At 46.2% G+C, this 18258-nt stretch carries 18 protein-coding genes and 1 pseudogene; 3 read left to right on the forward strand and 16 right to left on the reverse strand.

Features of this window, described 5'->3' with window-relative positions; genetic code table 11:
- Positions 1 to 5: 5 nt before the first annotated feature.
- Together lptE and Q0307_RS15915 are read left to right on the forward strand one after the other, a co-directional pair.
- Positions 6 to 476, forward strand: a complete 471-nt coding sequence (gene lptE / locus Q0307_RS15910) for an LPS assembly lipoprotein LptE (RefSeq protein WP_298661877.1) — start codon at positions 6 to 8, stop codon at positions 474 to 476.
- An 82-nt stretch (positions 477 to 558) separates the two neighbouring features.
- Positions 559 to 1884, forward strand: a complete 1326-nt coding sequence (locus Q0307_RS15915) for an acetyl-CoA hydrolase/transferase C-terminal domain-containing protein (protein WP_298661879.1) — start codon at positions 559 to 561, stop codon at positions 1882 to 1884.
- On the opposite strand, the gene recD is transcribed toward Q0307_RS15915, so the two are convergent.
- Positions 1835 to 3532: an exodeoxyribonuclease V subunit alpha gene (gene recD / locus Q0307_RS15920; protein ID WP_298661880.1), complete on the reverse strand. Its 1698-nt coding sequence runs from the start codon at positions 3530 to 3532 to the stop codon at positions 1835 to 1837. The two genes, Q0307_RS15915 and recD, sit on opposite strands and share 50 nt — an antisense overlap.
- Positions 3533 to 4660: an FAD-dependent oxidoreductase gene (locus tag Q0307_RS15925; protein ID WP_298661881.1), complete on the reverse strand. Its 1128-nt coding sequence runs from the start codon at positions 4658 to 4660 to the stop codon at positions 3533 to 3535.
- A gap of 136 nt (positions 4661 to 4796) precedes the next feature.
- Here Q0307_RS15925 and Q0307_RS15930 point away from each other — a divergent pair, with 136 nt between their 5' ends.
- Positions 4797 to 6170 carry an L-serine ammonia-lyase gene (locus Q0307_RS15930; protein ID WP_298661883.1) on the forward strand — a complete coding sequence of 458 codons (1374 nt, stop codon included), beginning with the start codon at positions 4797 to 4799 and terminating at the stop codon, positions 6168 to 6170.
- A gap of 109 nt (positions 6171 to 6279) precedes the next feature.
- Here the strand turns inward: Q0307_RS15930 and Q0307_RS15935 are convergent.
- The 14 genes and pseudogenes from Q0307_RS15935 to Q0307_RS16000 all read right to left on the reverse strand — a co-directional run.
- Positions 6280 to 6723: pseudogene (locus Q0307_RS15935) on the reverse strand (IS1 family transposase).
- 654 nt (positions 6724 to 7377) lie between these two features.
- Entirely contained in the window at positions 7378 to 8385 is a 1008-nt protein-coding gene (locus tag Q0307_RS15940; RefSeq protein ID WP_298661885.1) for a head maturation protease, ClpP-related, read from the reverse strand.
- Between the two features lie 2 nt (positions 8386 to 8387).
- Positions 8388 to 9272, reverse strand: a complete 885-nt coding sequence (gene gpM / locus Q0307_RS15945) for a phage terminase small subunit (RefSeq protein ID WP_298661886.1) — start codon at positions 9270 to 9272, stop codon at positions 8388 to 8390.
- A gap of 3 nt (positions 9273 to 9275) precedes the next feature.
- Complete coding sequence (locus tag Q0307_RS15950; RefSeq protein WP_298661887.1) at positions 9276 to 10325, reverse strand: phage major capsid protein, P2 family; 1050 nt, start codon at positions 10323 to 10325, stop codon at positions 9276 to 9278.
- Positions 10326 to 10890: 565 nt separating this feature from the next.
- A complete protein-coding gene (locus Q0307_RS15955; protein WP_298661889.1) occupies positions 10891 to 11148 on the reverse strand; it encodes a BrnA antitoxin family protein in 258 nt (85 codons plus the stop codon).
- Positions 11132 to 11569 (reverse strand): BrnT family toxin, encoded by a 438-nt coding sequence (locus Q0307_RS15960; RefSeq protein WP_298661891.1) that lies wholly within the window; start codon positions 11567 to 11569, stop codon positions 11132 to 11134. The genes Q0307_RS15955 and Q0307_RS15960 overlap by 17 nt, the downstream gene beginning before the upstream one ends.
- The gene (locus tag Q0307_RS15965) at positions 11466 to 11999 is read right to left on the reverse strand and encodes a ProQ/FINO family protein (protein ID WP_298661893.1); all 534 of its coding nucleotides are present in this window, start codon (positions 11997 to 11999) and stop codon (positions 11466 to 11468) included. Before Q0307_RS15965 ends, Q0307_RS15960 begins: the two co-directional genes overlap by 104 nt.
- A gap of 340 nt (positions 12000 to 12339) precedes the next feature.
- Positions 12340 to 13623, reverse strand: a complete 1284-nt coding sequence (locus tag Q0307_RS15970; RefSeq protein WP_298661895.1) for an integrase arm-type DNA-binding domain-containing protein — start codon at positions 13621 to 13623, stop codon at positions 12340 to 12342.
- 595 nt (positions 13624 to 14218) lie between these two features.
- Positions 14219 to 14365: a hypothetical protein gene (locus Q0307_RS15975; protein WP_298661897.1), complete on the reverse strand. Its 147-nt coding sequence runs from the start codon at positions 14363 to 14365 to the stop codon at positions 14219 to 14221.
- Between the two features lie 4 nt (positions 14366 to 14369).
- Complete coding sequence (locus tag Q0307_RS15980; RefSeq protein WP_298661899.1) at positions 14370 to 15944, reverse strand: YfjI family protein; 1575 nt, start codon at positions 15942 to 15944, stop codon at positions 14370 to 14372.
- Positions 15941 to 16966, reverse strand: coding sequence for a toprim domain-containing protein (locus Q0307_RS15985; protein ID WP_298661902.1), 1026 nt, complete (start codon positions 16964 to 16966; stop codon positions 15941 to 15943). Before Q0307_RS15985 ends, Q0307_RS15980 begins: the two co-directional genes overlap by 4 nt.
- Positions 16963 to 17241 (reverse strand): helix-turn-helix domain-containing protein, encoded by a 279-nt coding sequence (locus Q0307_RS15990; RefSeq protein ID WP_298661904.1) that lies wholly within the window; start codon positions 17239 to 17241, stop codon positions 16963 to 16965. Before Q0307_RS15990 ends, Q0307_RS15985 begins: the two co-directional genes overlap by 4 nt.
- Before the next feature lie 56 nt (positions 17242 to 17297).
- Positions 17298 to 17492 (reverse strand): hypothetical protein, encoded by a 195-nt coding sequence (locus Q0307_RS15995; RefSeq protein WP_298661906.1) that lies wholly within the window; start codon positions 17490 to 17492, stop codon positions 17298 to 17300.
- A partial coding sequence (locus Q0307_RS16000) for a hypothetical protein (protein ID WP_298661908.1) occupies positions 17480 to 18258 on the reverse strand: 779 nt, incomplete at its 5' end. The genes Q0307_RS16000 and Q0307_RS15995, both read right to left, overlap by 13 nt.

An 18258-nucleotide genomic window follows, 5' to 3' on the forward strand; every position in this document is an offset into this window, starting at 1 on the left:
TGCTTGTGCTAAGTCTAGCAGCCTGTGCCGGTTTTCAGTTAAGAGGGGCTGATTCCGCTTTATTGACTCCGCTTAAAGGCCAACAAGTTTTGATACAAGGGCTAGATTCTAAAATTAGTTTTGGCAGTAAGTTGAGCAGTGCTTTAGAACAAGCGGGTGCGGGTGTGGCTACCGACTCACCCGCTACTGTGCAATTGACTATTACCTATTTAAAAGAAGATAAAATTGCTACGGCCTATTCAGCAGCGCGCCAAGTGCGGGAGTTTAATCATTTTTTAGATTTGCGTTTTAGCGCTGAGGCTAAGGCTAATCCCCAGCTAAAGCCATTAGAGTCTTCAATTCGTGTCGAGCGTAACCAAATCTATGATAGTCGTTATGTTTTGGGTGTGAGTGAGGAAGAACGCAGCATTCAAGCTGAATTAGAGACTGAAGCCGCACGTCTACTAACCTTACGCTTGGCAGCACTTATGCCATAAACTAGCAATTTCCATTCAACAGTTTGTCATCTTTGCTTTTTACAATCTTAATTCAATAATTAATTTAAGAGCCTGATTGTTCATGACGATTTTATGTTCTACTCCTGAGGAAGCTTTCGCTTGTCTGCGTTCTGGTGACCGCATTTGGTGTCATTCAATGGCAGCCACACCTTATAGCTTATTTAAAGCTTTAGCTCGACAAGTGCAACACTTGAATAATATTGAGCTGCTGCAATTACATTTAGAAAATGCTGAAGCCATCTGTATACCTGAAGTAGATGGATATTTGCGTCATCGTTGCTATTTTGTCAGTAGTAGTACACGCCAATTAGTGAATCAAGGTAAAGCAGATTATGTGCCGATGTTTCTTTCCGAAATTCCCAAGTTATTTCGGCGTGGTGAGCAAGTCATTGATGTAGCTTTAATTCAAGTTTCGCCCCCTGATCAGCATGGTAATTGTTCTTTAGGGGTGTCAGTGGAGGCAACTTTAGCCGCCTGTCGAGCTGCAAAAACAGTGATTGCACAAATTAACCCACAGATGCCGCGTACTCATGGTGATAGCGTCATTCCATTCAAAGCAATTGATTATGCACTAGAACTAAGTAGTCCTTTGCCTAGCCATACGCCACCTGTTATCAGCGAGGTTTATCAGCAGATTGGTTTACAGGTGGCTGAGTTGGTAAGAGATGGCGATTGTCTGCAAATGGGTATCGGTGCTATCCCTGATGCAGTTTTAACTTGCTTAGGTGGGCATCAAAATTTAGGGATTCATACCGAGATGTTTTCTGATGGAGTCTTGCCTCTAGTGGACAAGGGGGTAATTAATAATAGTCGCAAAGCCATTTACGTCGGGCGGATTGTTACAGGATTTGTACTAGGATCACGCGCTTTATATGATTTTGTGGATGATAATCCGAATGTAGCATTCTTAGATATTGAGTATGTGAATAATCCATCGGTGATTCGGAAAAATCCACAAGTATTATCGATCAATAGTGCGATTCAAATTGATCTCAGCGGTCAAGTTTGTGCCGATTCGATTGGTAAGCAGGTTTATTCAGGCTTTGGTGGACAAGTCGATTTTGTGACGGGTGCACAACTTTCCAAAGGGGGGCGTTCGATTATTGCTTTACCTTCCACTGCATTACAAGGTAAGCAGTCGCGTATTGTACCGATGTTAAATCAGGGCGCGGGGGTCGTAACTTCACGTGCACAGGTCGATCATATTGTCACTGAATATGGGATTGCTTCTTTACGTGGCTGTAGTCTACGCGAGCGTGCGCAGAAACTAATTAATATTGCTCATCCGAAGTTTCGAGAAGAACTAGCTGCGCAAGTATTCAAACTTAATTCAAGGGTCATAAGGCCGAGTATTCCGCAATCCGCCAGCCTAAGCACGAGCTGCTAGGCAGAGAACGGCGCACTGCGGCTAAAATTACGGCTTGTTTGCCCATTAAATCAATCTGACTGCGGGCGCGAGTAATGCCAGTGTACAAGAGTTCACGGCCTAAAATCTGTGCTTCAGCGTCTTCAGGTAAAACTAATAAAACCCGCTCAAATTCGGAGCCTTGGCTTTTGTGAATCGTCATGGCCCAAGCAGTTTCATGCGCGGGTAAGCGTACTGGAGCAAAAGCGCGGAAACTGCCATTCGGTTCTGCAAACCAAACCCGCAATTGCCCATTCGCATCCGCTAGACTTAGGCCGATATCACCATTAAACAACTGCTGCCGATAATCATTTTCGGTGATCATCACAGGGCGACCTGCAAACCAAGCGCCTTGAAAGCGATTCGGTAAAACACGTCGTAATAAGCCACTGATTCGTTGATTGAGCTGCTCAGTGCCTAAATTGCCTTTGCGTAAGGGTGTGAGCAAGCGAAATTGATTAAACGCGGCAAATAGAGCAGGCAGTTGAGTCAAATCTTGCTGCCAAGCTTTGACCTGTTTTAAATAAGCTTGCCACACATAGTGTAAATACTGCTCGCTGATTTGCGGACTTGGATCCCAAGTCACGCCGCTGGGAGCCAAATGTAAAATATCCAAGAGGCTTTGTTCTTGCCGATCACGCACGGCTTTTGCTAATTCGCCAATGCCACCACTAGCATCAAAGCGCCAGCTTTTCTCCAGTACCACCATGTGTTGGTTTAAGGGATGTGCGTGGGGGGCGACTGAGCATAAATCCCTGAAAATGGAACCGGTTTCGACGGAGGCTAATTGATCACGATCCCCCAGCAGAATTAAACGCGCATCAGGGCGTACTGCTGCGAATAGATGGCTCATCAAAGAAATATCAATCATCGATGCTTCATCAACAATCACCACATCAGCCGGTAAGGGATAATGGGCATGATGGCGGAAGCCTACTTTGCCGGGCATATAACCTAATAAGCGATGTAAGGTACTACCTTGTTCGGGAATGAGTTGAGCCAGTTCGGCAGGAAGTTGTAAAGTGGTTTTAGCTTGGCGAATCGCTTCTTGCATGCGCATGGCGGCTTTGCCAGTAGGCGCCGCTAATTTGATGTGTTGCGGATTGATCTTGAAATGTTCAATCAGCAGGCATAATAAACGCGTCACCGAGGTGGTTTTTCCAGTACCGGGGCCACCGGAGATAATCAGAAAGGGCAGGGTTGCAGCACGCTCCACCGCTTGTCTTTGCAGATCCTGAGAATCAGTTGGGAACCAATGATCCAAAGTAGCCTGTAAAGCAGCTCGATCAGTAGTCAACTTTAACTTTAAGCGTTGCGCAATATTGATCGCTAATTGTTGCTCATACTGCCAATAGCGATTGAGCCAGATGTGCCCATGCTCAACAATCAGTGGCGTATAAGCATGAGCTTGCCCAATCACAGGAGAGGCTAGTAAAGCCTCAAGCTCACTAACACGAATAGAGCTGGGTAACGGTGCTGCAATAATACCTTGGCGAGTAGCGGCGCTAGTATAGCAGGCTAGCAATTTCAAGTTTTCTTGTTGACTGGTACTGAGGGTGTAACCACACTCAGCACATAAACGTACTAATAAAGCAGCCAGTTGTTGATCAAGAAAAGAATATTGATCCAATTACCGATACTGCCTTAAATACCACCACTCGAACCCACGCTTCGCCCAGTGCATCGCTTTATTAGCCGGCAAAACTGTATTTTTATTTTCAGTGCGGCTAACAAATAAACCTTTATCACAAGAGTCCACAATACACATTAATTCAATTTTGAAGGTAGCCTCCGCAGTTTTACCGGTGAGTTCAGCAATTAAGTTTTTGGCGGCACATTCGGCTTGTAAATCAGCCATATGGGCTTGTTTAGGCATCCAATCAGGGCCGGGATAACTACCAGAATCACCGGCTACATAGACCGCAGGCAGGCCTTCAACTTTGCAGTGTTGATTGGCTTTGACTAAGCCACCTGCCGAGCGAGGCAATTCACTATTATCAAACCATAAATTACCCGTCATACCGGGCATGAAAAGAATCAGATCGGCAGCGAATTCACCCCCTTCGGTTTTAACTTTATTCGCTTCAAAGCCCAGCATTTTATGGCCTAAATGCGTACTAATATCGCGTTTAGCCATTTCATCCATTAAACCTTTCACCGCATTTTCACCAAGACGAATGCCGGGTTTAGGGGCTGGGCTAAAGAAAGTTATTTTAAATTGCTCACGGCGGCCTTGCTGGCGTAGGAGGGTATCCGTACCAAAGAGAAATTCAAACATCGGGCCGCCACGCATCGCACTCGGCTCATTGGGATTGCCCGCAAAGCCCATCGCAATCGTGCCACCTTGCATTGCGGCTAAACGGTCACGAATTTTTTCAGCGGCATCAATACCTTCACAAGGGGTAATAGCATGCTCAATACCGGGTAGCTTTTTAATAAACCGACCACCGGAAGCGATAATTAGACCCTCATTTGTTACAGAGCCTTGATCGGTTTCGACAGTACGGCCTTGGTCTTTTAAACCCGTGACGCTGGCTGGTACGAAGTTAACATCCATACGTTTAAAGAAATTGGCTAGCGGAATAATAATATCTTCACGTTTGCGTAAGCCTGAGGGCACCCAAATGAGGCTGGGTAGGTATTGCAATTCAGGGCGTGGAGCGATTAGGGTAATTTCTACATCTTGCTCAAGCTTACGTAATTGGCGCACGGCAGTGAGGCCAGCAAAACCAGCGCCAATAATAGTAATTTTTTTCATCTATATTCCTCTCGATTTAGGTCATAGTGCTATTGACTGACTAGTCAATTAATGTGATAAATCTACCCTAGCGCCCTTAGCTTAACTGATTTGGCGCAGCTTTTAAAAAATCGTCACGCATCACAGGTTAAGCGTTATGGCAGTTAGTGTCTTTGATATTTTCAAAATAGGAATCGGCCCGTCTAGTTCGCATACCGTGGGCCCGATGCGTGCCGCGAATTACTTCTTACAGCGCTTACGTGAGCGTGGGTTATTTGCACAAGTTACGCGTATTCAAGCCGAACTTTATGGCTCCTTAGGTGCCACTGGAAAAGGTCATGGCTCAGATAAAGCCGTGCTACTGGGTTTAGAGGGTAGCGAACCAGAAACAGTGGACACACAAAAAATTCCGCCACGCATGCAAGGCATTATTGATCAACAAGTGCTGAGTTTGGGGGGGGAGCGCATGATTAGTTTTAACTATGCGACTGATTTAATTTTCCATCGTCGCAAATCTTTACCTTTTCACCCGAATGGGATGATTTTCTACGCCTTTGATGCTGATGGACAGTGTTTACAGTCGAATACTTACTACTCGGTAGGTGGTGGTTTTGTAGTGAATCCAGATAGTGCCGAAGAGCCGATTGTAGCTGATAAAACGCCTCAACCTTATCCTTTTAAAACTGGTAGACAGTTGCTGGCTCTGTGTAAAGAGCACGGTTACTCTATTAGTCAGTTAATGCTTTTCAATGAGCAAGCTTGGCGCAGTGAGGCAGAAATTCGGGCGGGTTTATTGCATATCTGGAAAGTCATGCAGGATTGTGTCGAGCAGGGTTGTCGCACCGAAGGTATCTTACCCGGTGGTTTAAAAGTCAAGCGTCGTGCTGCTCCACTCTGTCGTAAATTGCAACATGATAACCTCCTCAATACCGCACCCTTAGGTACGATGGATTGGGTTAATCTATTCGCGTTGGCGGTGAATGAAGAGAATGCAGCGGGTGGGCGCGTGGTCACCGCACCGACCAATGGTGCAGCAGGGGTTATTCCTGCGGTGATGCATTATTACTGGCGGTTTGTGCAAGGTGCGAATGAAGATGGAATTGTACGTTTCCTGCTCACTGCGGGTGCGATTGCGATTCTGTATAAAGAAAATGCGTCTATTTCAGGGGCAGAGGTCGGTTGTCAAGGTGAGGTTGGTTCGGCTTGTTCAATGGCGGCAGGGGCTTTAACTGAAGTCCTAGGGGGAACGCCCGAACAGGTTGAAAATGCCGCAGAAATTGGGATGGAGCATAATCTGGGTCTCACTTGTGATCCGATTGGCGGCTTAGTGCAAGTGCCATGTATTGAGCGCAACGCAATGGGTGCGGTGAAAGCGATTAATGCTTCGCGGATGGCTTTGCGGGGTGATGGTTCGCATTATGTATCCTTAGATAAAGTCATTAAAACTATGCGTGAAACGGGTTTAGACATGAAAACTAAATATAAAGAAACAGCGCGTGGTGGCTTAGCGGTGAATATTATTGAGTGTTAGAGACTTCATAGCTTTTATCTATCTCCCTTAGTTTTAAAAGCTATAAGTCTTGATTTATAAGGTAGCAGCTACTAGGTTTCTAATGGGGATAAAAAATAACAGTCATGTACTAAACCAGTTGAAAGGAGTGTCTAGCGATATATTCACCGACGACCTTATCATGTACCTCGACGGACTTAGAAAAACAAATCGTCTTCCGCGCTAAACGCTTTAGATGAGTTCTCTCGTTCAAACTCTGTCGCTCAATGTTCTGAGTGTAGCGCTTGGTAATCAGATGTTGATCCTCTGGCAATAAACGCTCATAAGCGCCCCAATCATCGGTGCAATACAAGCGGAATGTGAATCGCTCTAGTAAGCCAAGGAGTCCCTTCAAACACTCATCCCCCTGTCGTCCGAAGGTCTATGCAAAGACGCGTTTGAAGTGCAGTGACCACGCAGACCATAACCAGCGGGGTTCCGATTTCCTTCCCACAAACGACCACTGTTTATCGAGTTCACACACAAGCTCTAAGCCATGTTCCAAAGCAAGGGCTTCTAGCGGGAAGGGGGTCACCGACGCGGGGCTGAGCTTTTTAAATGGCGCACTACGGTCGTTCCACTGAAAACAGGGATGACACCCTCGGCAGCGATAACGCCCCTCTCCACTTGACGCCTTACCGTGTCAATACACCGCACTGGAACACTTCGGACATAACACCTCCATCGTTGCCATCATTCCGTTCTCTAGGGGCGGAATCTCATTAGACTCTACTCTATTCAACTTTTTGGATATATAGCCCTTTGAAAGAATCCTTTTAATAAACAATTATTTAGGATTCGATAGCTTGATCTTGCTTAATTAAATTTAAAATCATTCAGGAATTATTCAGTTTAATGATTGCAATGCTTATGACTTTGTTACACATTTGTCTGCATGTAGATATTTATAACACCGCTAACAAATATACTAAAAACCATCAAATTTATTTAACGCCACTTTCAAAAATAAACTATTTCTCATTATTCCGTCAACTGGTTTCAAATTTTATCTTTTACTATTTAAAACCTTTTTAAAAAAGGCAGCCCAAATGGAATTAGAAAGGCTGCCTTGACAGGTGGCGGCGTGGCTAAGCACACCTAAACTGAGCAAAAAACCACTTAAAAAGGGGCAACCCTGACATGACCGAAGAGCCACCCAAACCAAGTTTCAATGTGTTTGAACTATCAACTAAAACCAACGTGGGTCAGTTAGACCAGAACTAGCGGGGCCGGTCGACAACGGAGGCACTGTGCCGGGCAATTCAATGGCAGAGAGCTTTGCATGCAATTCATCTTTCTGTTCTACTAAGACATTAAATTTATTCTGCAAAGAGTTATGCTCACCCTTCATCTGATCGTATCTAGCATTTAGGTCTTTAAAATCTGCCTCTAAACGTTGATATTCACGTAAGCTCACCGCTTCACTTTCTGGTTCACTGGGTTTTAAAGCGCCTACGACGGCGGTAACAATGGCTTGAATATCTTCTGGTTTCACAATCTCATCCTCGTCTAAATTCATCAATTGCTTGCGTAAGGCTTGTGGAATATTGCGGTAATGCTCCGCCGCATAATTCCACGCCTCGGCTTCGAGTTTTGCCGCTTCAGTATCGGCCTCTACCACACCGGTAATCACATCCACTAAACCGGCTTGTTTAGCTTCAGCAGCGGTGTACCATGTTTCCGCTGCAAGTAAGGCTTGCACCGCTTGCATGGATTGCCCCATCCGCCGCATGTATTCGGGCAAAATAGCCTGCTCATGCTTGAGCAATACGGTGGCCGCCTGTGCCATGTCATCCGCATCACCCCATGCCATGCCTTGCGCCCGATGAATCATAATCAGGCTATTTTCGGCGGCCTCGACCGTATCACCGGCTAACATGATCACGCTGCCCATGCTCAAGGCGTAGCCCATCACTTTGACGGTCACTGATGCCTTGTGCTGTTTCAGGGTGTTGTAAATCGGCAAACCATCGTAAAAACTACCGCCGATGGTGTTTAAATAAACAGTAATATGCTCCACATCCCTCGCCGCCTGTAGATCGGCTAAGAATTGCTGCACATTGGCGTAATAGCCACCAATCACCCCATACAGATAGATTTCAGCGTGTTTTGTAGCTGCATTGCTGTTGATGTTGTACCAGCGCTTAGCGCCAACATGGGGTTCTGGCACGCGACCAGCCCCATTAAGATTGAACATGGTTAGCATCCTTTGAAATAGCCACGTGGTGCTGTTTTAAATAAGCCCGAACGTGCAGGGGAGCGGTACAGCGTGCGCGTCCCCACGGGAATAGCGATATAAGGCAATTTTTCAGGCCATTTTTTCGCATGGCGAAGGAAGGCGGGGGCAGTCATGTTAGCTAGTTGCGCTGCCGCTCTTGCCGATAAGCTATAAGCCTGAATATCCACGGGTGCTTTCCGCGCTTTATGCGTGGTATCCAAGGCTTTTAAGTAGCGTTTAACGCCAATCCCTGCATCTAAACTTAAAGCTTGCAGAAAGTAAGTTTTAGCTTCATCGGGTTGGCTGGTGAGTTTGGCTAACCCATAAACCTTATACAGCTTGGCCGTAATCGGGTCGGTCATGTCCTGCCCTGCGACCAGTGTCATTAAATCGGTAATAATATCCACATAATCAGCGGGTTCAGTCGCTTTCAAAATACCGCCTGCTATTTCCTCGCAAACGGTTTCCACCAGCGTTCGACTAAAGTCTTTAGGCGCAAAGAATCCTTGTGCAAGGGCAAACTGCGCCAATACCAAACCCCGCCGCCAGTCGTTAATATCCAGATGCCACAACAGTAACCAGACAAACATACCCGCTTGCGTACCGGTCGAATGGTTCGGCTGTTGCATAAAGGTATTCAGCCAGCCTTGATAACGTGATAAAGCAAGGCGCTTGGCCTCCGTCCGTCGCGTCCGGCTCTTAATCTGTTTAATGCGGTAAAAGTCAGCTTTAAATTGCCCGATAAACACGGGTTCATGGGTAGCACTGTAATCGTCTGTCACCGGCTCCACACTCAGCGGTTTGGAGGCCAATTCTGGCGACTCAGCACTGACTTTTAAACGGTGCTGGGCAGCAGGGGATAACATGGATTAAGCCCAGCCGCCTGCACCATCGGGTAATAACAACGCACCATTGCGTACCCCTGCTATTTTGCCGTAATCCTCGACCACATAGGCCAAGTTTTCAGAGCGGTATTCCTCCACTTGATCACGCTTGGCATTGTCGAAAATAAAGCGGCGCATAGTTCCCAATTGATGATAGACCGATAGATTAGAATAGCTGGTGACCCAAACCCCTCGATTAGGGAAGAACGGGGGCATAACACAAGGCAGACCGGCCACCGTTTGCGCTGCAAACCAGCTTTGTAAAGCAGCACGTTCAGTCGGTAGATTACTAGAGCCTAGCAAGATCATGCCGTGGCTCAACCACACATCACGCCCCACTAGCACCATCAGATCATCAGCCCCTTGATGCCAAACATCCAATAGATTCGTGATCAAGTCGAAAACCAACGCATCAAAGCTGCGATACTGACCACCCTCGCCTAATTTCCATGTGTCAGTTGTCGCTAAACCGGTGGAATCATGCCCCATGATGCGCTTAGGTTCGACTTGACGGGTTTTCTCTAACCAGCCGACATTCACATCTTGCAATAGGGGATTCGTGGCAAAGTCGGAGGTTTTGGCCGCGTGTGTTCCATTGAATCCGATCATCAACTGATCACGGGCAATTTGTAGGTTTAAATGATCACCATACGATTGGTGAAATAGATTTAAGTGCGCCCATGCGTCCAACACTGAATACTTAGTGTGGGTGTCGTAATTGGTTTGCGTGGCGTCATATTCATCGCCCGTTACATTGCCTACATAGCGGGTTTTGCGGTCTTCCACATCGGTATCTGTTCGAGACGCAATCGGCGTATTAATGCCCATCCCCACATGACCGCCACGCTGTGCATTGACAGGCACATGATTGACCTTTTTCAGAAAGTCAGCTTTTTCTGCGACGGTAGTATAAGAGGATTGTTGACGTTCAGGTGGGTAGAAAACTTTTTCGTTTTTAATATCACGGTTATAGCCTAACCAACTGCCTAAACCACGGGTGTAACTGTCAAAAGCTTGAGGTGTCTTTGGCTGCATTAAAGCGGCCTCCTTCGTTGGGAATGTTTAAGCCGTCATCACGACGGGTACACAGCTTAAAAGCTGTTCAACTACAGAATATAGCTTTTTTCTGGCTTGTCAAATCCTGTTTTTCATCAATTATTTAGAACATTTTTAGAGCCTGTCACAGTGTGACGCTTTGTGACACAGTGTGACATGGGCAAGCGGTTCAAACCCGCTAGAACCGGTGTTTTTCCTAGATTCTTGGGCTTATTGGTGAAAAAAATTGCAAAAACTCGGCAGGTGAGGAGGAGTCCGGGCGATGGGGGGCAATCAACAGGCACAAAAAAGCCGGATCGTGTCCGGCTTGAGGTGATTGTTTGTGGAGTCTGGACACTCCATTAAAAAGTTTGTGGAGTGTAAAACAGCTTTTACGCTCTACTAATTTTCAGACCATTAGTAGTTCTTGCTGAATCAATCATTTAACCCGTAAAACCCAGTGAATTAGCTTGGGCTATCCTAATTTTCTGGGATAGCCTCGTTTGTACGTGAATACTTTTGCACGGGTGAGGGCAATTACCCAAAGCATGCAACTACACGAGGGTTAAGCCGCTACTTTTCCCGCTTGCATTTCCTCACGAATGACACGCCGCAATAGGGTTTCATCCATTATGGGTTGCGGTGACAAACTGGCTCTTAACGTTTGATTCACCAGCGTTTGATAGCCAATCCCCTCGACTTCTGCACGTTGGCGAAATAACTCTAAAACATCATCATCTAACCAAATGGTGATCCGTGTCTTACCATTATTAGCAATGACAGCACCGCGTTGGCCTTGGCTTAAATCATATTCCTCTTTCATAGTCACTTTTCTCTCGGTGAGTCGCTTTACGAGCTGAAATAATGCGGATCACATCGCCGCGCCATGTATACACAACAGCCAAAACTCGCCCAAACATATCCGCACCAAAGGTGATGTGACGTACCTCACCATCAGAGGTTTTATCCTCAATTGTCACCCCGAATGGGTCATAGAAAACAGAATCGACCTCTGAAAAACGAATACCATGTTTGAGTTCATTGACTTTGGCTTTGTCTTGATCCCACTCAATGCGCATACTATCGCCTTGTATGTATTCAATATGCACATATAGCGCCTCCGTACAAAGCTTGTCAACCTCATGGGTAGTTAGTTTGCCGTGTCTTAATCTTTTCCGCCGCCCATTGCCGTTCTGGCTCACTGATTGCCCCATTGACCACGCCATCCAACTGATAGCGCTCATTCCCTTGCACCAATGCCGCTAAATAGCGCCCGTGATGGGTGTGCATTCTTAAAACCTTCTGCACTACTTTCTTACTAGCACCGGGGAAGTGTTCATCATTCACCAGCCGGAACACGTCTTTATCTATTCCAAGTGCTAAGGGCTGGAAGTTCAACCAAACAGGAAAGGCATTCAAACGGTCGTTAAGCTCCTTAGCCTTCAGGTCACTAGGAGCAATGGTCGGCTTCTTAGTGGGTTTCCGCGCTGGCTTTTTCTTATTAGTCGGTTTGCTGGTGGGTTTACCTTTTGGATTCGCGGGTTTAGCCGGTGCAGGGTTCAAATCTTCGCGTCGGATGATGCGTTTACCGGTACGGCTAATCGTTCCGGTGGTTGTGGTGGTGCTAGCAGGCTTTTTATTGAGGGTTAGCGTTTTTTTGGGGGTGTCGGTCATGGTCTCTCTGTACCAGTTTGCTATATCACTAGGAATTTTATCATAACGTGGCAAAACCCTGTGTAAGGGACTGTAAAACAGCAAAAGGTGTAACTTTTACTGTACTTAGTCAATTCAATTCCACACTTTACCATTATAACTCATTGATTTTAAACTGGTTACACCGGTTACACCTTGGTTATACAGTGGTGTAACCATACTATTTATATTAAGTATATGATATATAAGTATATATTTAATTGGTTACACCGGTTACACCAGTTACACCTAAAAATACATTCTCCCGTTTTTTATTTATTGCACTGCAAGAAAAACCGGAACATGTCCGGCTCTGAGTGAGTCATTTTGTCGGGAATGCCTGTAGTTTTCCCTTATTGGTTTTCAATGCGTCAAGATAATCAGCCCACGCTTGCAGCATTTCCCGCCGTTGGCTCATGGCCTCTGGACTATCAGAACGATTATAAGCGGCTCGGATTTCATCACTTCCCTTGTGTGCAAGTTGCCATTCAATTAAATCAGCATCCCATAAGCGTTGGTTATCCTTGCCACGCATACGATTCAACAATGTAGAAGCCATGCCCCTAAATCCATGTGCCGTCATGGTTTCATTGTCATACCCCATTGTACGCAAAGCGACTCTAACCGCGTTTTCACTCATACAGCGACTTGCTCCCCTAGCACTAGGAAAAACAAAGCTAAAACGGCCTGTAAGTGGCTTTAACTCTCTTAAAATCGCTACTGCTTGCCTTGATAAAGGAACAATATGCACACTTTGATTCGCTTGCTTGATATGGGTTGGTGCTTTCATGCGCTTAATAGGAATCGTCCATGTGGCACTATCTAAGTCGATCTCCTGCCATTCTGCACCACGTAGCTCACCCGGTCTGAGCATGACTAAAGCCGATAATTGCAAGGCGCACCGCACCACTAAACCACCTTGATAACCTTCTATGTCCCGTAATAACTGCCCTACCTTCACAGGATCAGTAATAGCAGCAAACCGCCGCTTAACTCTTGGCCTCAAAACGGTTTTTGTTTCAATATCAGCCACAGGGTTATAACTAGCGAGTCCTAACGCTTTAGCGTATTTAAACACCTGATTGATAGGCGTTTTGACGCGCCGCGCCATATCACCTGAATCTCTATCTTCTACTCGCTGCATGATTTTAATGATTTCACTGCCTGTGATCTGATCAAAACTGAGCTTTCCAAGCCACGGGAAAATATCTTGTTCAAGCTGTCTCTTGGTTCGTTTGGCATGCCCTTCTGACCATCCCTCTTTCGATCTTAAAAACCATTCCCTAGCGATAGCTTCAAAACTATGTTGGCTGGCTTCACTCTGTGTGGCTTTTAGGTGTTGTTTATATTCTGAAGGGTCAATGTTTCTTGCTAACAAAGCTCTAGCTTCTAGGTGCTGCTCTCTAGCTTGGTGAATACTGACTTCGGGATAACTGCCAATTGTGAGGGTTTTTCTTTTATTGCTGTAACGATAGTTATAACGCCAATAGCTACCAGTCGGCTTTATCTGAATAAATAAGCCACCACCGTCTGATAAGTTGGTAGATCTACCATCTGCTTTTGGTTTGGTTTTGCTGATGAGCTTATCGGTTAAATTGCGCTTCATTTGCTGTACTCCTCAAATCAAAGTTGGAAGTACAGTAAATAACACAGCCATTTTTAGGTAACAGGTTGAAACGACTTGATACGACTTTTAACAGCAGATGCTTGAAGAATAAGAAGTTTTAAGAGAATTTTAAACGGATTGAAACAACTTGAAACAGAGAAATGGTAGGCATAATTGCAACCAAAAAACCTCTATAACTACTTGTTTCATAAAAATTTTACCCCATTTAAAAAGCCATCATATACACAAAGATATACACAATTAAAAATCTACCCCATGCTATTGGGCAGAATCTTCACCTTCATAGTGTAAGTATCAAGTGTTAGTTGGATTAAGAATTTTTCGACAAGTACACACTCCCCCTTTCGTCATTTTGCACGGTTGCGACTGCGACAGTTGCGACAGTTGCGACACTTCCCGACTAGCCTTGGCTAAGTGATTGTTTTTATTGAGCTGTGATCAGTCAGAGGTTTATTCAATTTGGAGCGGTTGCGACTGCGACAGTTGCGACAGTTGCGACACTTCCTTAAAACTGAGGTGCTATAAAAGAAAAAGCCGGGTTATCCCGGCCTTTTCAGGGTTGCTTAATTGCCTATTATGATTTTATAGGCTGCATGGGTTTAGGGTCTTTGGGTAGGCTAACCGGTTTAATTAACCAAGCGTCTAACGGTCTAGCCTTCGGTGCTAGAACTGGCTTAGTGGGTACAGGTGTTTCCCAATGTAAGAGATCACGTAAGCGCATAAGACTAGCCTCCTAATAAAGCCGGGTTGATTTGAATATGTACTTTTCGCCCTTCGCTTATTTGACGAATACGGTTAGCTGCTTCCAGTTCATACAAGGCTTTATCTAAATCACTGCCATTGCGTACCCGATTAGGCGCAAAGCGTTGAATATCACGCCGCCCTAAACGGCTGGTGTGATTAGTTTTGCAATAGTCTAAGAGCCATGCATCTAAGCGAATCGCGTTTGATAAGTCAGTCGGTACAGCAATTTCCCCAAAGAAGCGCCGCGCTTCGTATAAGTGCCAAGCGGCTAAGGTAATCGCTGCCTCCATAATGTCAGGGTGAATGGTGTCGTAAACGCTGCACCCTTCAAACAAATGAAACAGGCCTGCTAAACGTGCTGCATTGTCGGCTGATTTGCTAGCTATATCCTTGTAGTCCTGCATATCGCCGCCGGTGCGTAGTTCATACTCAACACTATTAAAATATTCGCGCCATAACTCTAAGGCAAGTGCAGAAAGTTGCAGTGTGGGCAACTCCTTCAATGTCCCTAGTTGGCCGCGCTGATATTGCTGCTCTAAAACCTCATGCAAACGCCCATAGAAACAGTGTAAAGCATTAGTAGGTGTGTCACTGGTTAGCTCTTCATGGCTTAGATAACGTGTACCTTGGGTTGAAGTCGGCCAAGCTAGCAGAAAACGCGCTGCAAAGCCTGAACCCCGCGCAAGCTCACCATTCTTTTCATAAAAATCGTGAATCACGGCGGGTTGCACTGCTAAGCCCATTGATAAGCGTACATCTCTTAAGTCATAACTGCCGCCCTCACCTCTGCGAGCAATAGGAATGCTGCCCCCTTCCCAAGCAACATTCAAAAACGCAAGGTTGCGGGTGATATTGTCGGCTTTCATGCCATAGCCACCAAAGACAATTCCGGCCTCACCTGAGAGTATTCCCGCCGACGGCCAACGATGTGCTAAATCATGGCCAATTGCTTCAGGGGTTGCATCGGCGAAAATCATTTTAGGGGTATATACCATAGACGGCTTGGACTGCTCGGCAATGATTAATTTTTCAGTTAAGAGGTGAATATCCTCACCTTTACGCCCTGCCTGTTTGATAGCATCCCGAATCCCTTCACACTCTTTTTCCCATGCGGAAATACGTGCGCGTGCTTTGATTAAGCCGGGTTTGAGTTCCTCTTGCTTGTTGAATGCCCATTGGTCTAGTACCTCCGAAAAATAGCGATCTGCTGTGGTTTTCCGTTCCCCTGACTCACCAATAGAAAGTAAATACAGGCTCAAAGGACTAGGTTTAAGCTTTTGATGCGCTTGAATATTGGCAACTCCCTGCCCTGCGGTGGCGAGTACCGATAAAGCAGCATTAGCAGCCAAGGCGGTGGGGCATTTCACGATGTTTACAACTTCGCGGATGGCCTCACCCACTAAGCCGGGCAAGGCTCTATCCGGGTAGCTAGCACTTTGACTTTGGCCGGTGAGACTGTCGGGAGTCTCCCAAGCGCCTGCAGTAGGTTGTTCAGTCCGTACATAATTATTTACAAGCGCTAGCGCGGGTTTTGCGCTCATTAATGTAGTGGTCATAGCGCAATACCTCCTAGGTTTGCGTTGCTTCTCAGCAAGGCAGCTAAATCATTAAAATCAGAGAGTTCAAGGGGTGCAGAAGGTGGAAACTCAGGCACAATTAAACCCACACCCGGCAAGGCTGCGACCGTTGCACGTGCTTTAGTTAATCCGGGGTTTTCGGGGTGTTTGCGGTCATTGTCTGCACAGATTGTCAAAGGAATATGGGGATACCTTGCCCGGTAAGCTTTAGCGACCGGTAGGAGATTTCCCGCATCGAAAGCCACCAGTACTGACAAGCCATAACATTCATAGAGGCTCGCACCGGTGGCGTAACCTTCACAGAGATAAATACCTGATAGATCAAACCAGCGTTCACCGATTAAGCAGCAATGTCCTTGCTTGGGTGTACCGGCTAAAAACTGCTTTTTACCTTCAGCATTGATAGTTTGTAGGCCGTACAAAGTGCCATCTAAATCACACACAGGGATTAAGAGTTGTGTCCCCTGCTGGCGTATACCATAAGCACCAACCGATTTACGCACTAAGTAAGGATGCTGTGAATCGGCTAGCCCCGCTGCTGTCCAGTATTTGACCGCTTGTTGTTGGGCTTGGTGAGCTTTGGCTGTACGCTCTGCAGCCTGCTGTTGGCGCTCTGTTGCAATGGCTTGCTGAATAGCCTGCCACTCTTCACGGCTTAAACGCTGTGAGCCGTTTGTGCTATGCCATGTTTGCCGAATGCCTAAGCGCCAACAACCAAACGCGCCGACCGCATACCCTTGGCCGTGCAAGTGCAGAACATACCAGCCGGATACATCCCCTTGCTTACCATTGCTAGAAAACCTCTCTAACTGGCCAGACGGCTTAATCAGCTTGGGTTCTATGCCAATACTTTCATGGATAGCTTGCCGGAAATTCCGCAAAATATCCGACAAAGTGAGTACATTTTTAGCGCTACTTGTTATATGATTAGTTGGTACTTTATTTGATTTGAGGCCTTGATTGTTTCCCGCAATCAGGGCTTTTTCTTTTGGGGTATTCATTTTCCCATTTCCTTTGGGGCATTGTGCCACCATTGTTCAATTGCTTGTTCTGACCATCTCACCGTGCGCCCTTTCCGTTGTGACAGGGGTAGTATGCCATTGTTTCGCCAGCGATAAACGGTGGTACGGTGTACTCCCAATTTATCGGCTACCTCCTGCGCATTTAAGAAACGATCTTGTAAGGGTAAATCGGCTTTTCTGTTACGCTGTTGGTTACGCCATTGCTGTATATCTAAAACTTTGAATGGTTCTAATACTCTGTTTGTTTGGCTCATGGTTGTTACCTCTTAGGTTGAAAAAAGGGGCAAGGCTTCCCTTGCCCCGTGGTTGGTTAGTGGCTCACCTCCAAGCGCTGTTTGACGGCTTGGTCAATATCAGCGGTTACAGGGAGTTCTAGGACTTGGTGCAAGCTACCGAAGGCATTAATACTATCCATCAGCTCGGCCTCTTCCTTGTCAGTCACCCAATAGCCATCTAACCAGTAGTAAATGTGTTGGGTGGTCGGTTGCTTGATTAGGCTATCCATAAGTATTTCTTGCCTCCGTTTTTGTAGTTCGGGTTTTCGATCATCAAGCCCTCTTTCATTGCACGAGCAAAGAAGGCTTTCTGCATGTTGCTGATACGGGTACGGTCATGGGTTCGACTACCGGTCTCTTTGTTGCTGATACGCTTTTGAATCCATGTCCAAGTGGGTTTAACGGAGGGTAAACAGTCACCTACTTTGACCGCCTGCACCCATTCCGAAAAAAGCCCATCAGGACGGTTAGCTAACGGTCTACTAACGGTATCTAGTGGCCTCTGAACCGGTTCATCGTCGACACCGTTAGCTAACGGTTCGCTAAGGGTTTCAGAATCGCTCAACGCAGGGCTAGCGAACACATCTCGACGGGCTTTAAACGCTCCAAAATCAGGCAAGGGTATCTGTTCTTCCTGTGTACCTAGCTTGGATACAGTTTGAGTTTGGGGGGCGCTAGTCGGAAAACTAAAGCCTATCGGTCGACGTGCTTTCGTTTCGTTGATTTCGTTTATTTCCTTGGCCTGCACTTGGTACTTAAACAAGGTCGGTTTAGATTCCAGTTGTGCGGTACGTGGTGCAGGGTTAGGGGAGGGAAAACCAAACCCAATAGGTTGCTTGACCGGTTCAGGTTCAAAGGGTTTTGACACTGAATAGCTGGCTTGCATCACCGGTTCAGGCTGTGCGCTGTACTTGGCAATGCTTAGCTCCAAGCCTTCAATGGCCTGCATCGAAGCGCCGTGAGTTTTACTCAGAAAGTGGTGGAGAATTTCAAAGC

Origin of the sequence: uncultured Thiothrix sp., assembly GCF_937873765.1 — a bacterium.
Taxonomy (GTDB): Bacteria; Pseudomonadota; Gammaproteobacteria; order Thiotrichales; family Thiotrichaceae; genus Thiolinea.

Bases quoted from the DNA above. Each gene is read 5' to 3' on its own strand.
- Q0307_RS15915 (WP_298661879.1), top strand. From the start codon at position 559: ATGACGATTTTATGTTCTACTCCTGAGGAAGCTTTCGCTTGTCTGCGT.
- Q0307_RS15925 (WP_298661881.1), bottom strand. From the start codon at position 4,660: ATGAAAAAAATTACTATTATTGGCGCTGGTTTTGCTGGCCTCACTGCC.
- Q0307_RS15930 (WP_298661883.1), top strand. From the start codon at position 4,797: ATGGCAGTTAGTGTCTTTGATATTTTCAAAATAGGAATCGGCCCGTCT.
- Q0307_RS15940 (WP_298661885.1), bottom strand. From the start codon at position 8,385: ATGTTCAATCTTAATGGGGCTGGTCGCGTGCCAGAACCCCATGTTGGC.
- gpM (WP_298661886.1), bottom strand. From the start codon at position 9,272: ATGTTATCCCCTGCTGCCCAGCACCGTTTAAAAGTCAGTGCTGAGTCG.
- Q0307_RS15950 (WP_298661887.1), bottom strand. From the start codon at position 10,325: ATGCAGCCAAAGACACCTCAAGCTTTTGACAGTTACACCCGTGGTTTA.
- Q0307_RS15955 (WP_298661889.1), bottom strand. From the start codon at position 11,148: ATGAAAGAGGAATATGATTTAAGCCAAGGCCAACGCGGTGCTGTCATT.
- Q0307_RS15960 (WP_298661891.1), bottom strand. From the start codon at position 11,569: ATGAGCGCTATCAGTTGGATGGCGTGGTCAATGGGGCAATCAGTGAGC.
- Q0307_RS15965 (WP_298661893.1), bottom strand. From the start codon at position 11,999: ATGACCGACACCCCCAAAAAAACGCTAACCCTCAATAAAAAGCCTGCT.
- Q0307_RS15970 (WP_298661895.1), bottom strand. From the start codon at position 13,623: ATGAAGCGCAATTTAACCGATAAGCTCATCAGCAAAACCAAACCAAAA.
- Q0307_RS15975 (WP_298661897.1), bottom strand. From the start codon at position 14,365: ATGCGCTTACGTGATCTCTTACATTGGGAAACACCTGTACCCACTAAG.
- Q0307_RS15980 (WP_298661899.1), bottom strand. From the start codon at position 15,944: ATGACCACTACATTAATGAGCGCAAAACCCGCGCTAGCGCTTGTAAAT.
- Q0307_RS15985 (WP_298661902.1), bottom strand. From the start codon at position 16,966: ATGAATACCCCAAAAGAAAAAGCCCTGATTGCGGGAAACAATCAAGGC.
- Q0307_RS15990 (WP_298661904.1), bottom strand. From the start codon at position 17,241: ATGAGCCAAACAAACAGAGTATTAGAACCATTCAAAGTTTTAGATATA.
- Q0307_RS15995 (WP_298661906.1), bottom strand. From the start codon at position 17,492: ATGGATAGCCTAATCAAGCAACCGACCACCCAACACATTTACTACTGG.